Raw genomic sequence first — 13,648 nt, forward strand, 5'->3', positions numbered from 1 at the left:
TAAAACGTGGCTCAGTACAGGCCGTGGGCGTTGTGGTCGATGTGCGCGGTGGTGACCTTGCCCCACATCTTGGCGTAGCACCACAGCGTGTAGCAGAGGATCAACGGCACGAAAATCGACGCCGCGATCAGCATGATCATCAGGGTTTTATGGCTGGAAACGGCGTCCCACACGGTCAGGCTCGACGCCGGGTCCAGGCTCGAGGGCATGACGAATGGGAACAACGCAAAACCGGCGGTGCACAGCGCGCCGACGATCGCCAGGCTGCTGCCGAGGAACGCCGTTCTGCCCTGCCCCGCACTGGCGCCGAGCAAGGCCAGCAAGCCACCGAAAATTCCGAGCAATGGCGCGATGACCGTCAGCGGGTGCTGCTGATAATTCGCCATCCAGCCGTGGTTGCTGGCTGTCACGGTTTTCGCCAGCGGGTTCAGCGCCGCCCCGGCCTCGAACGCCGAGGTGATCGCCAGGCCTTGAATGCCGCCGAGCAACAGCCACACGCCGGCGCCGATGAACGACAGCAGGAACAGCAGCGACAGCCACTGCGCCGCGCGGCGTGAGCGTCGGGCAATGGCGCCTTCGGTGCGCATCATCAGCCAGCTGCCGCCGTGCAGGCCGAGCATGCTCAGGCTGACCACGCCAGCCAGCAGGCCGAACGGGCTCAACAGCTGCCAGAAGTTGCCGTGATAGCTGGAGCGCAGGGTGTCGTCGAACTGGAACGGCACGCCCAGCAACAGGTTGCCGAACGCCACGCCGAAGACCAGCGACGGCACCACGCCCCCGACAAACAGGCCCCAGTCCCAGCTCTGCCGCCAACGGGTGTTTTCCAGTTTGCTGCGGTAGTCGAACCCCACCGGGCGCACGAACAGCGCAAACAGCACCAGCAGCAGCGCCCAGTACAAACCGGAAAACGCAGCGGCATACACCAGCGGCCAGGCCGCGAACAGCGCGCCGCCGGCGGTGATCAGCCAGACCTGATTGCCGTCCCAGTGCGGGGCGATGGTGTTGATGACCACGCGCCGCTCGGTGTCGCTGCGTCCGACGTAGGGCATCAGCATCGCCGCGCCCAGGTCGAAGCCATCGGTGAGGGCGAAGCCGATCAGCAATACGCCGACCAGCACCCACCAGATCATTTTCAGTGTCTCGTAATCGAACATCGGGGATTCCTCAGGCCAGGGCCGGGTGTTTGGCGTGGGCAGCGTTGCCGGGCGCGCCTTGCTCGAAGTGGTAGCGACCGGTGTGCAGGCTGCTCGGGCCGAGTCGGGCGAACTTGATCATCAGGTACATCTCGATGATCAGCAGGACGGTGTAGAAGCCGACCAGCGCCACAATCGAACCGAGCACATCCCCCGCCGACAGGGTCGAGGCTGACAGGTGCACGGGCAGCACTTCACCGATGGACCAGGGCTGACGGCCATGCTCGGCGACCCACCAGCCGGTCTGGGTGGCAATCCACGGCAGCGGCAGGCTGAACACCGCCCACTTGAGCAGCCAGCGCTTGCGGGTCTCGTTCTTGCGCGCCGAGGCCCAGAAGGCACAGCCAAACAACAGCAGCATGAGCATCCCGCTCAGCACCATCACGCGGAAGGTCCAGAAGATCGAGGCCACCTGGGGGATCGAATCCAGCGCAGCCTGTCTGATCTGCTGCTCGTTGGCGTCGACCACCTTGTCGGTGTACTTCTTAAGCAGCAGGCCGTAGCCAAGGTCCTTCTTCACTGCATTAAAAGCGTCGAGGGTCTGCTCGCTCTTGTCGCCCCCGCGCAGCTGGCCGAGCAGGTCGTAGGCGGTCATGCCTTTGCGGATGCGACCTTCGTGTTCACGGACCAGGTCCTTGATCCCGGTGACCTGTTTATCCACCGAGCGGGTGGCGATGAGGCCCATCACGTACGGAATCTTGACCGCGTAGTCGGTGCGCTGCTCGGCCTGATTGGGCAGGCCAAACAAGGTGAACGCTGCCGGGGCCGGTTCGGTCTCCCATTCGGCTTCGATGGCGGCCAGCTTGGTTTTCTGCACGTCGCCGATCTCGTAGCCGGATTCGTCACCCAGCACGATCACCGACAGGATCGAGGCCATACCGAATGCCGAGGCGATGGCGAACGAACGCCGGGCGAAGGCGATGTCGCGGCCCTTGAGCAGGTACCAGCTGGATATCGCCAGGACGAAGATCGCCCCGGTGACGTAGCCGGACGCCACGGTGTGGACGAACTTGACCTGGGCGACGGGGTTGAACAGCAGGTCGCTGAAGCTGGTGAGTTCCATGCGCATGGTGGTGAAGTTGAACTCGGCGCCGACCGGGTTCTGCATCCAGCCGTTGGCGATGAGGATCCACAGCGCTGACATGTTGGAGCCGATCGCCACCAGCCACGTGACGGTGAGGTGCTGGACGCGGGTCAGGCGGTCCCAGCCGAAGAAGAACAGGCCGATGAAGGTCGATTCGAGGAAGAACGCCATCATCCCTTCGATGGCCAGCGGCGCGCCGAAGATGTCGCCGACGTAGTGGCTGTAGTAGGCCCAGTTGGTGCCGAACTGGAATTCCATGGTCAGGCCGGTGGTGACGCCGAGGGCGAAGTTGATGCCGAACAGTTTGCCCCAGAACTTTGTCATGTCTTTGTAGACTTGCTTGCCGGTCATGACGTAGACCGATTCCATGATGGCGAGCAGGAAGGTCATGCCGAGGGTCAGGGGGACGAAGAGGAAGTGGTACAGCGCGGTCATCGCGAACTGCAGCCGGGAGAGGTCGACGACTGATTCCGATATCATTTTGGGTTTTTCTCAGAGGGTGCGGATGGGGTGCTCAGTAGGTGCAGGCCGGCTTGCACGCCGTCGTCCTTGACTTCGACCGGGGCGTCGAACCAGACGCTGCGGATGCCCATGAGCAGGACGAGTTTGATCAGGAGGATCAGACTGATGTCTTTGGCCAGGGGGTGTTTGAGGAAGTCGAAAGGACCGGGCATGTTGAGGACTCGTCGGGGTGCGAGGTATTTTTCCTACAGGGCCTTCGTGCACCTTTGATCCAGGTCAAGGAACCGCGTTTACTCCGGTGTGGCAGAACGCCACAGTTGTTTAAAAGCATCTGCCTGGGGGCAGATTGTTTCGCCTTCGGCGAGTTACTTGGAAAATCACCCCAAGTAACCAAGGTTGCCTGCTCCTGGTTTGGCCCTCCTGCGTCGGGTTCCTTCACTCCGGTCTTGCTCCGTGGGCCCGCGCCGAACGGACATCCATGTCCTGACGGCGCTCTCGCCGCATCCATGCGGCTCGGCCCACTCCGCAAAACCTGCGTTCAGCCTGCACCCAAGTCGCGTTTGGCGGTGTCTGGACCTTTTTTGTACGAAGATCAAAAGCAGATCAACAGCAGATCAATGGCTTCCCGGCTGAAGCCGGTCCTACGGGGGAATGCGGTGCCGTGGATGATCGTCCCCACGCTCTGCATGGGGATGCATCCCGGGACGCTCCGCGTCCATTCCCGGCTAAAGCCGGTCCCACTGACTGCACACGGCTTTTAAGTGGGACCGGCTTTAGCCGGGAAGAGGCCAGTCCGGGCAGTGGAGGTCGGTGGCTGGCGTGCGATGTGCCTGGTCTGGCGGTCGGGGAGTTTGCGTGAGGTTGTGCGCGGGAGTCGGGGAACCCGGCCTCGTCCATTCAAGCTGTTAGGATGACCGGCAGGATGCCGTCTCAAGTGACGGATTATTCAGCCGATATCCCGGTGTGCAAGGCAGTCGGTGACGGTTGCGCCGGGGTGTTCACGGTCCGGAATCTGTCGCTTCTGCACCCCATGAGGTAGTTATCGATGACATTCCATTCGCTCATTCACACACTGGGCAGCGCACTCTGTGTGGCGCTGTTGCTGTGCGTGGGCACTGGCGCGTCGGGAGCTGAATCGATTAACTCGAACGCGGCTCGTGTCGAGATCCATGTGGTCACCGAAGAACTCCCACCCTATAACATGACCCGCGACGGGGTGCTCACCGGCATGAGCACCGAGGTGGTCCAGGCGGTGTTGAAGGAGGTCAATGTGCAGGCCTCCATTCAGTCCATGCCCTGGGCGCGGGCTTATGATCTGGCGCTGCACACGCCGAATGTGTTGATCTACTCCATCACCCGCACCGCCGAGCGCGAGCGGCTGTTCAAGTGGGTCGGCACCATCGCCGCGTCGCGCTGGTTTCTGTATTCGTCTGCCAGCCATCCCGTCACGCTGCTGAGCCTGGACGATGCCCGGGACTTGCAAACCGCGACGGTCAACGAAGACGTCGGCGAGCAGTACCTGATGGCGCGCGCGTTCGAGATCGGCCATCAGCTGCAATCGAGCAACCGCTACGAATTCAACTACCAGAAACTGCAGACCGGCCACGTCGAGCTGTGGATTTCCGACGAGCTCAACGCTTACTACCTCGCCCGGCAGGTCGGCGATGACCCCACCCGAACCCTGGTGCAATCCCTGCGCATAAAAGAGCTGGAAGAAGCCGGCGGCTTCAACATGGCGTTCAGCATGGGCACGCCCGACGCCACGGTGCAGCTGTTTCAGAAAGCCCTTGAGACCATTCGCGCCAACGGCACCTACGACGCCATCGCGCGCAAGTGGCAATGAGCATGCCGTTCGACGCCCCTTCCGACCCGCCCGGCGACACCCGCCCGGACCCTCGCAACGGGCAGCGCACCGGACAGCGCAACGGTTCGCTGGCACGGCGTCTGGTGCTGGCGACGCTGGCGTTCTGCATGCTGTTCACCGCCGCAACGGTGCTGGTGCGCACCTGGTTCGCCTGGAACACCAATCTGGCGAACATGAACGCCGAGCTGAGCCTGATCGATCAGGTGTTCCAGGGCACGCTGTCAAAAGCCGTGTGGGAGATGGATGATCAGGCGCTGCAGACCCAGATCGACAGCGTGGCCACGGCGGCGCCGGTGGGCCGGGTTCAGCTGACGATCCTGCGGCCCGGTCGCGCCCCCGAGATTCTGGAACACCAACACCCCGGCCACACCGGCTCGATCCTCGCCCCGGCATTGCATCGGCAGCTGACGATTGCGCCCTACCCCGGCGCCAGCGAGGTGGTCGGCGAGCTGACCATCGAAGGCGACGAGAGCCTGCTGTGGAGACGCCTGTGGAAAGAAGTCGCGGTCATCATGCTCACCCAGATCATCCAGTCCCTGGCGCTCGCCGGGCTGATCATGGGGATGTTCAACCGCTCGGTGACCCTGCACGTGCGGCGCATTGCCCGCCACCTCGAACACCTGACACCGCTCAACCTCAAGACGCACCTGACGCTTGAGCGACGCGGCAAGGCCGGCGACGAACTCGACCTGCTCGAAGCGGGCGTCAATGACCTGCAGGACAAACTGGCCGCGCACCTGGAGCGTCAGGCGCGCGATGAAGTCACCCTCGCCGCCAGCCGCGACCAGCTCGCCGAACTGGTCGAGCAGCGCACCGCACAGCTCAAGGCCGCCAATACGCGACTGGAAGCCCTGACCCGCTTCGATCCGCTCACGGGCCTGGCCAACCGCCGGCATTTCGACGAGCTCAAGGAGCTGGAATTCAACCGCGCCTTGCGTCATCGCCAGCCGCTGTCGGTGCTGATGTGCGACATCGATTTCTTCAAGCTTTACAACGACACCTACGGCCATGCCCGGGGCGATCAATGCCTGCGCGATGTGGCGCTGGCCATGAGCGCGCTGTTTTCGCGCTCCGGCGAACTGGTGGCGCGGCTCGGCGGCGAAGAGTTCGCCGTGCTGCTGCCGGGCCAGGATGAGCAACAGGCACTGGCCTCGGCCGATCGCCTGCGCGGGCTGCTGGCCCGGCAACAACTGGTACACAGCGCTTCACCGGTCTCGCCCTTCGTGACCTTGAGTATCGGCGTGGCCGAGCTCGACCCGGCGAACATGGAGCACTTCGATCAACTGCTGCAGAGTGCCGACCGGGCGCTGTACCGGGCGAAAAGCCAGGGCCGGGACCGCTGTGTGATCTGAACCGAGAGGAATGCCATGGGAACAATTCATCGTCAGTGCAGCGTTCTGGTCACTTTCTTGATGTTTTTCGTGTGCCTGAACGCTGGCGCCGCGACGTTGCAAGTGGTGACCGAAGACTCCTCCTACAGCGCACTCGACGGGGACAAGGTGGTCGGGGTCGCCACTGAAGTGGTCGAGTTGACCCTCGCCAACGCCGGCATCACCGATTACCACATGGCGCTGTACCCCTGGGCGCGGGCCTACGACATCGCGCGGCTGGAAGCGAACGTGCTGATCTACCCGATGATCCGCAGCAGTGCGCGCGAAGGGCTGTTCAAGTGGGTCGGCGAGCTGGAACACGTCATGCCGTCGTTCTACAAACTGCGCAAGCGCGGCGATGTGCGGGTCAAGGACTTGCAGGACGCCAGTCATTACACCGTCGGCGTGGTGCGCGACGATTCGCGCCAGCAATACCTGGAAGGCAAGGGGTTCAGCAGGATGGTGGTGTCGGCCAATAACCTCGACAATCTGCGCAAACTCATCAGCGGCCAGGTCGAGCTGATTCCCATGCCCGAGCGCGAGGCGCGGGAACAATGCGCTGATCTGCACATTGCCTTCGAGGACCTGGAAAGCGTCTTTACCCTCGACGAACTGTCCAAAGGTCTGTACGTCGCCCTCAGCGCCAGCACCCCGGACGAGACGGTCCAGCGAATCACCGCCGCCTTCGCCCGACTCAAACAGGACGGCACGGTGGACAGGGTCATCGCCGGGCAGTGACCGCAAGCCGTCCCACTCGGATCCCGGCCTGCAAAACCCGGTTTTCACGCCCCGGAAATCAGCGCCTCGGGGATTTCACAAAGCCTTCACAATCGTTTTGGAAAACTCCGCGCGGTCTGTCCCGCCTCCCCTCCCGGCAGCCATTGACTGACTCAGTCTGACGTCTCGGCCCCACGGATGGAAATGCCTGTTGCACCCGCACCCCAGGCACTGCGCGGCCCCTTATATGGAAATGAATCCGATGGTCAAACCGGTCACGTCAACTCGTCTGGTGATGCTGTTTTCCCTGTGTCTGGTGGTGTTCTACAACTTGGCGACCTGGCGCGCACTGGTTGATCTGGCGCAATTGCAGGGCGTCAAGGCCATCGCGTTCTATGTGTCATTTGCCTTCCTGCTGTGGGCCGCAATCACCCTGCTGCTCACACCCTTTTCGTTTCGCCCGACGCTCAAGCCGGTGTTGAGCCTGGTCGCGCTGTGCTCGGCCGGCGCCGCGTACTTCATGAACACCTACGGCATCAGCATCGACACGACGATGATGCAGAACGTGCTCGAGACCAATCCCGGCGAGGCCGAAGCCCTGTTGAGCGGCAAGCTGTTTCTCTACCTGGGCCTGCTCGGCGTGCTGCCGATCGCGCTGATCTGGTGGGTGCCGGTGACCTACCGCCGCGTGCTGCCCGGGCTGGTCAACAAAGTGCTTGTCTGCATCGGCTGTTTGCTGGTCATCGCCGCTGCCGTCGGCCCCTTCTACTCGACCTATGCGCCGATCTTTCGCGATGAAGACAAGCTCACCCACTTCATCAATCCGACCAATTACATCTACGCCATCGGCAAGCTGACCAAGCAGACCGTCGCCATCAAAGAGACGCTGAAAATCCAGACCGTCGGCGCCGACGCGGCGCTCAGCCCCCAGGCACAACAGCGGCCGAAAAAGAGCCTGATGATCTTCGTCGTCGGTGAAACGGCACGGGCCGACCACTTCTCCCTCAACGGTTACGGGCGGGAAACCAACCCGGAGCTGAAAGAGCAGGACATTCTCAACTTCACCCACGTGGCCTCGTGCGGTACCTCCACCGCCGTGTCAGTGCCGTGCATGTTTTCGAAGTTTCCGCGCACCGATTACAGCGACAAAAAGGGCAAGACCTACGAGGGTCTGCTGGACATGCTTCAGCGCGCCGGCCTGAAAGTGCTGTGGCTGGACAACAACAGCGACTGCAAAGGGACCTGCCTGCGCGTGCCCCACAGCGATATCCCGAAAAACCAGCCGAGCCCGTTCTGTGATGGCAAGAACTGCCTCGACGAATCGCTGCTGGTGGGCTTGCAGGACTACATCGACTCACTGCAGGACAACGCCATCATCGTCCTCCATTCCGATGGCAGCCACGGCCCGGAATACTATGATCGCTACCCCAAGACGCTCGAACGCTTCACGCCCGTCTGCCACACCAATCAGCTGGGCAGCTGCACGTCCGACGAGCTGAAAAACGTCTACGACAACACTATTCTTTACACCGATCATTTCCTGTCCCAGACCATCGAACTGCTCAAGCGCAACCAGGACAAGGTCGATGCGTCGATGATCTACGTCTCGGACCACGGCGAGTCCCTGGGGGAAAACGGCATCTACCTGCACGCCGCGCCGTACGCCATCGCACCGACGGCCCAGACCCACGTGCCGATGGTGATGTGGTTTGGCCACTCGACCCTGGAAGACGCCGGCGTCGATCGCACCTGCCTGGCCGCCAGGCAAGACCAGCCGGACCTGAGCCATGACTACATGTTTCATTCGGTGCTAGGCTTGCTCGGCGTTACCAGCACGGAATACCAGCCGGCGCTGGACCTCTTTCACAGCTGCAAACGCAACAAGGGATGAGTTGAAATGACCTGCCAGAACCCGGTGATACAGCCTGATAAACCGGTGTTCTGGCGGGACGCGCAGCTGCCGTTCATTGAAGCGCGCTCCATCGCCGACGGACGCAAGGTCTGTTATTCCCGTCATTCCCATGAAGTGTTTTCCATCGGCGCAATCACCGCCGGGCAAAGCACGTACCTGCACGAGAAAACCACCCAGACCATCGCCACCGGCACCGTTGTGGTGATGAACCCCGGCGAGGTCCACGCCTGCAACCCCATCGACAATCAGCCGTGGTCCTACCTGATGCTGTACGTGAACGCGCAGTGGCTGGGCGCGCTTCAGCGTGATTGCGGGGTCAACAACGGGGGCATGTTTCGCGGGTATCCGGCCACCCACAGTCGTGACCCGCTGTTGTTCAAAGGCTTGCTCGACTTGCATCGGCGGCTGGTGGATTCGCAGCTCGATACGCTGGCGAAACAGGAGGCCGCTGTCGGTTTTTTCAGCCTGGTCGAACAGCGTCTGGGCGGTTCTGGCCTGACGCCGAGACCCGCCAATCCCAAGGTCGAGCGCGCGGCGCGGTACATCGATGCGCATTACCTGCAACCGATTCGGCTCGAGGATTTATGCGCGGTGGCGAACTTGTCCGAGGCCTACTTGATTCGCGCGTTCGAGCAGCATCACCACATGACACCCCACGCCTGGCTGATCAACCGGCGCATCCAGCACGGCCAGGCGCAATTGCGCAGCGGCGAGCCCATCGCCGACATCGCGCAGCAGAGTGGCTTTGCCGATCAGGCGCATTTTCAGCGGGCGTTCAAAAAGCATCTGGCCGTGACGCCGGGCCAGTACAAGCCGTGATCAGACGCCTGCTCGCCCGGACCTGAACGGGCTCAGACGTAAAACAGCGACACCGCGCAGCCTGCCAGGAGCGCCGCCATGCTGCGGTTGAACACGCGGATGCGACGAGGGCTGCGCAAGTAAGGGCCGAGAAAAGCACCGGCGTAGGCCCAGCACGCCACCGACAGGTAGCACACGACGAAGTAGATCAACGCAAACAGACCGATCAGTCGCGCCTCGCCATCGGCCACAAACGCGCCCATCCCCGCCACCGCCGCCAGCCAGGCTTTCGGGTTCAGCCACTGCATCGCCGCACCGTGTAAAAAGGACGGCTCGCGGGTCGGTCTGCTGACGTCCAGGCGGCCGTCGTCCATGGCCAGCTTCCACGCCAGATAGAGCAGAAACGCCACCCCGGCCCAGCGAATGATCTCGGTCAGCATCGGGTAGCGCTGCAACACTTCATGCAGGCCGAAGCCGGTGAACATCAGCAGCACGACAAAGCCTACCGTCGCGCCGAGCACATGGCGCAGGCTCGCGACCAGACCGAACTGCGCGCCCGAGCTGAGCGCCACAACGTTCACCGGCCCCGGCGATATGGACGCGGCCAGTGCGAACGCCGCCATGGAAATCATCAGATTCATTGCACGTGTCACCCTTCATTGACTGTGGGGTGAGTGTACGAAGGGCGCATGAGCCGGCGATTGAACAAAACTGACCAATCGCCGACGGTGTGCCTGGTTCAGTGTTCAGGGCTCAGTCGTGGGCTTGGGTCAGTCGTGGGCCTGGGACAAGGGCCTCGCCACTTCTTCCAGGGATTTGCCTTCCGATGCCACGCCCCATATCGCCTGCACCACGGCAGCCAGCAACATCAACGCGGCACCGATCAGGTAGCCGAAAAACACCGGGCCGCGCTCATGGGTGTCGATCAACTGGCCGAACAGCGTCGGGCCGACGATGCCACCCAGCGCCGTGCCGAATGCATAGAACACCGCAATCGCCAGTGCACGGATCTCCAGCGGGAAGGTTTCGGCGACGGTCAGATAGGCCGAACTGGCCGCTGCCGACGCGAAAAAGAAAATGATCATCCAGGCGATGGCCTGCTGCGTGACATCCAGAACGCCCTGCTGAAACAGATAGCCGCTGAGAGTCAGCAGGACCCCGGACACGGCGTAGGTCAGGCTGATCATCACCCGTCGCCCCACCACATCGAACAGCCGGCCCAGCAGCAAGGGTCCGCAGAAGTTGCCCAGCGCCAGGGGCAGCACGTACCAGCCGATGGAGGCCGACGGCACTTGATAGAACTCGGTCAGCACCAGGGCGTAGGTGAAGAAAATCGCGTTGTAGAAGAACGCCTGGGCGGTCAGCAACGTCAGGCCCACCAGCGCGCGACGGCGGTAGGTGTTGAACAGCGTGTGGAAAATCTCTTTCAGCGGCGTGTGGTCCCGGGCGTGCAGACGCAAGGGTGGACCCGTTGGCGCGGAGAGGTCGTGGCCCTGCCGGCGCAGGCGCTCTTCGATGCCTTCCACGATCACCCTCGCCTCTTCACCCTGGCCGTGAATCAGCAACCAGCGCGGACTTTCTGGCAGCCACAGGCGCATCAGCAGAATGATCAGACCGAGCACCGCGCCGATGCCGAAACACAGGCGCCAGCCCATGTCCGCGCCGACCCACGAGGCGTCCAGCAGCACGATGGAGCCGACCGCGCCCAGTGCCGCACCGATCCAGAAGGTGCCGTTGATGGTCAGATCGACCCAGCCGCGAAACCGTGCGGGCGTGAATTCCTGGATGGTCGAATTGATCGCCGTGTACTCGCCGCCGATGCCCATCCCGGTAAGGAACCGGAACAGCAGGAAACTCCAGACGCTGAAGGAAAACGCCGTGGCGGCGGTCGCGGTGATGTACAGCGCGAGGGTGATGAAGAACAGTTTGCGCCGACCCAGCCGGTCGGTCAGCCAGCCAAAGAACAACGCCCCCAGCACCGCGCCGCAGATATAGGCGCCGCCGGCCAGGCCGATGTCGGCGTTGGTCAGGTGCAGGACCGGGCTGTCTTTCAACGCCCCGGACACCGAGCCCGCCAGGGTCACTTCCAGCCCGTCGAGCAGCCAGGTGATGCCCAGCGCAAAGACCAGCAACGTATGAAACCGCCCCCAGGGCAGACGATCAAGCCGGGCCGGCAGGTCCGTTTCAAACACCGCGCCTTTGGGGTCTGCCGCTACTGCCTGCACGCTGCTGATCGCCATGAGTCGTCCCCGTGGATCGGAAGTGATCTGTGGGTTCAGAGTTCGCGGGGTGCGTGGGAGTTCAGCGGGGGTGATGTGGCGGATAGATGAGGGATAGATAAGGGGACTGATTTGTTTACAACGCTTCACCGTAAATCAATCTGTCCCCGACTCAACAATAAGGGTGCTCGTACCGGCGCCTTCCCGGCTAAAGCCGGTCCCACTAAAAGCAGTCACCCGCGGCACCCGCGACAACCTAAAAAAAACCCACCAAACGGTGGGTTTCTTTTTTCAACGCGGCTGCATGACGTTAAACGTTGAACACCGTCACCAGCTTGGTGTTCAGGTAGGCCTCGATCGCTTCGGTGCCGCCCTCGGACCCATAACCCGAATCCTTGATGCCGCCGAACGGCACTTCCACCAGGCCGATGCCCTGGTGGTTGATCGACAGCATGCCGGCTTCGATGCGGGTGCTGAGGATGTGGGTGGTTTTCATCGACGAGGTAAACGCATACGACGCCAAACCGAACGGCACGCGGTTGGATTCCTTGACGGCATCCTCGACCGTGTCGAACGGCACCAGCAGCGCCACCGGGCCGAACGGCTCTTCGTTCATGATGCGCATTTCGGTGGTCAGCCCGCTGATAACCGTGGGCTGGAAGAAGTAGCCTGGCCCTTGTATAGCCTTGCCGCCGACGTGGACCTTGGCGCCCTTGTCGCTGGCGTCCTTGATCAGCGCATTCAACGCCGGAATACGACGCCCGTTGGCCACCGGACCCATGGTCACGCCCTGCTCCAGGCCGTTGCCGACTTTCAGCTCGTGGGTGTGGCCGACGAACTTCTCGACGAATTCATCGAACACGCCGCGCTGGACGAGAATACGTGTAGGTGACACGCAGACCTGCCCGGCGTTGCGGAACTTGGCGCCGGCCAGCGTGCGCGCGGCCAGGTCGATGTCTGCGTCGTCGAACACCAGCGCCGGGGCGTGCCCGCCGAGCTCCATGGTCGCGCGTTTCATGTGCTGACCGGCCAGCGCTGCCAGTTGCTTGCCCACCGGGGTCGAGCCGGTGAAAGTGACTTTCTTGATGGTCGGGTGCGCGATCAGGTAGCTGGAAATCTGCGCAGGGTCACCATAAACCAAGCTAATAACGCCTGCCGGAACGCCGGCATCGACGAAGGCGCGGACCAGTTCGGCAGGCGACGCCGGGGTTTCTTCCGGGGCCTTGACGATGATCGAGCAGCCGGCCGCCAGCGCCGAGGACAGCTTGCGCACCACTTGGTTGATCGGGAAGTTCCACGGCGTGAACGCCGCCACCGGGCCGACCGGTTCCTTGATGACTTTCTGCTCGACCGAGACGTTGCGCGATGGCACCAGACGGCCGTAGGCGCGGCGGCCTTCTTCGGCGAGCCAGTCGATGATGTCGGCGGCGGACAGGGTTTCCATGCGCGCTTCGGCCAGGGGCTTGCCCTGTTCCTGGGTCATGATGTTGGCGATGTGATCGACGCGGTCGCGCAGCAGGTTGGCGGCCTTTTGCATTATTTTGTAGCGGTCGTAGGCCGGGGTGCTGCGCCACGTTTCAAAGCCGCGTTCGGCCGCTGCCAGCGCCTGGTCCAGATCAGCGATGTTGGCGTGGGCCACGGTGTTGAGGGTTTCGCCGTCGGCGGGGTTGATGACATCGAGGGTGCGGCCGTCTGAGCTGGCACGCCATTGACCATCGATGTAGAGCTGAACGTCTGGGTACATGGGGAACTCCAGATGCGCCTCGCGGGGAGGCGGAGGGAAGAAAGGCGCGCTGAACCTGCCGGATGCGCGCCGCTCGCGATCGGATTGGATCGGTTGCGGGACACCCTCAGAGATAGGGGCTGACGAGGCCGTTTTCAATGGCGCTGAACATGAAACTCGCGATTGGCGGTGACTGAGCCTCTTGTGTATGAAGATCAAGATCAAAAGCAGATCAAGGGCTTCCCGGCTAAAGCCGGTCCTACAGTCGACGCCAATCTTGCTGGATGCATGCAATGCATTTAGTGG

At 62.6% G+C, this 13,648-nt stretch carries 11 protein-coding genes; 5 read left to right on the forward strand and 6 right to left on the reverse strand.

Annotated features, from left to right (window positions below; translation table 11 throughout):
* Positions 1-11 precede the first annotated feature (11 nt).
* Genes cydB through cydP form a run of 3 tightly spaced genes read right to left on the reverse strand, consistent with a single transcriptional unit; the run spans position 12 to position 2,951 of the window.
* Positions 12-1,154 carry a cytochrome d ubiquinol oxidase subunit II gene (gene cydB / locus IFT47_RS08415; RefSeq protein ID WP_192172399.1) on the reverse strand — a complete coding sequence of 381 codons (1,143 nt, stop codon included), beginning with the start codon at positions 1,152-1,154 and terminating at the stop codon, positions 12-14.
* Positions 1,155-1,164: 10 nt separating this feature from the next.
* Positions 1,165-2,757 (reverse strand): cytochrome ubiquinol oxidase subunit I, encoded by a 1,593-nt coding sequence (locus tag IFT47_RS08420; protein WP_192172398.1) that lies wholly within the window; start codon positions 2,755-2,757, stop codon positions 1,165-1,167.
* Positions 2,754-2,951 carry a cytochrome oxidase putative small subunit CydP gene (cydP, locus tag IFT47_RS08425; RefSeq protein WP_172612680.1) on the reverse strand — a complete coding sequence of 66 codons (198 nt, stop codon included), beginning with the start codon at positions 2,949-2,951 and terminating at the stop codon, positions 2,754-2,756. The genes IFT47_RS08420 and cydP overlap by 4 nt, the downstream gene beginning before the upstream one ends.
* 833 nt (positions 2,952-3,784) lie before the next feature.
* Here cydP and IFT47_RS08430 point away from each other — a divergent pair.
* The 5 genes from IFT47_RS08430 (at position 3,785) to IFT47_RS08450 (ending at position 9,421) form a co-directional block, all read left to right on the forward strand.
* Complete coding sequence (locus IFT47_RS08430) at positions 3,785-4,582, forward strand: substrate-binding periplasmic protein (RefSeq protein WP_192172397.1); 798 nt, start codon at positions 3,785-3,787, stop codon at positions 4,580-4,582.
* A 2-nt stretch (positions 4,583-4,584) separates the two neighbouring features.
* Entirely contained in the window at positions 4,585-5,955 is a 1,371-nt protein-coding gene (locus IFT47_RS08435) for a GGDEF domain-containing protein (RefSeq protein ID WP_192172396.1), read from the forward strand.
* A gap of 15 nt (positions 5,956-5,970) precedes the next feature.
* A complete protein-coding gene (locus IFT47_RS08440) occupies positions 5,971-6,711 on the forward strand; it encodes a substrate-binding periplasmic protein (RefSeq protein ID WP_192172395.1) in 741 nt (246 codons plus the stop codon).
* Positions 6,712-6,937: 226 nt separating this feature from the next.
* A complete protein-coding gene (locus IFT47_RS08445; protein WP_192172394.1) occupies positions 6,938-8,581 on the forward strand; it encodes a phosphoethanolamine transferase in 1,644 nt (547 codons plus the stop codon).
* Positions 8,582-8,587: 6 nt separating this feature from the next.
* A complete protein-coding gene (locus IFT47_RS08450) occupies positions 8,588-9,421 on the forward strand; it encodes an AraC family transcriptional regulator (RefSeq protein ID WP_192172393.1) in 834 nt (277 codons plus the stop codon).
* A gap of 32 nt (positions 9,422-9,453) precedes the next feature.
* On the opposite strand, the gene IFT47_RS08455 is transcribed toward IFT47_RS08450, so the two are convergent.
* The 3 genes from IFT47_RS08455 to IFT47_RS08465 all read right to left on the reverse strand — a co-directional run bounded on the left by IFT47_RS08455 (position 9,454) and on the right by IFT47_RS08465 (position 13,363).
* Positions 9,454-10,041: a LysE family translocator gene (locus tag IFT47_RS08455; protein WP_192172392.1), complete on the reverse strand. Its 588-nt coding sequence runs from the start codon at positions 10,039-10,041 to the stop codon at positions 9,454-9,456.
* Positions 10,042-10,170: 129 nt separating this feature from the next.
* Positions 10,171-11,640, reverse strand: coding sequence for an MFS transporter (locus IFT47_RS08460; protein ID WP_192172391.1), 1,470 nt, complete (start codon positions 11,638-11,640; stop codon positions 10,171-10,173).
* A 289-nt stretch (positions 11,641-11,929) separates the two neighbouring features.
* On the reverse strand, positions 11,930-13,363 hold the full coding sequence (locus IFT47_RS08465) for an NAD-dependent succinate-semialdehyde dehydrogenase (protein ID WP_192172390.1): 1,434 nt from the start codon (positions 13,361-13,363) through the stop codon (positions 11,930-11,932).
* Between the last annotated feature and the right edge of the window lie 285 nt (positions 13,364-13,648).

Source organism: Pseudomonas sp. CFBP 13711, assembly GCF_014842265.1.
Classification (GTDB): domain Bacteria; phylum Pseudomonadota; class Gammaproteobacteria; order Pseudomonadales; family Pseudomonadaceae; genus Aquipseudomonas.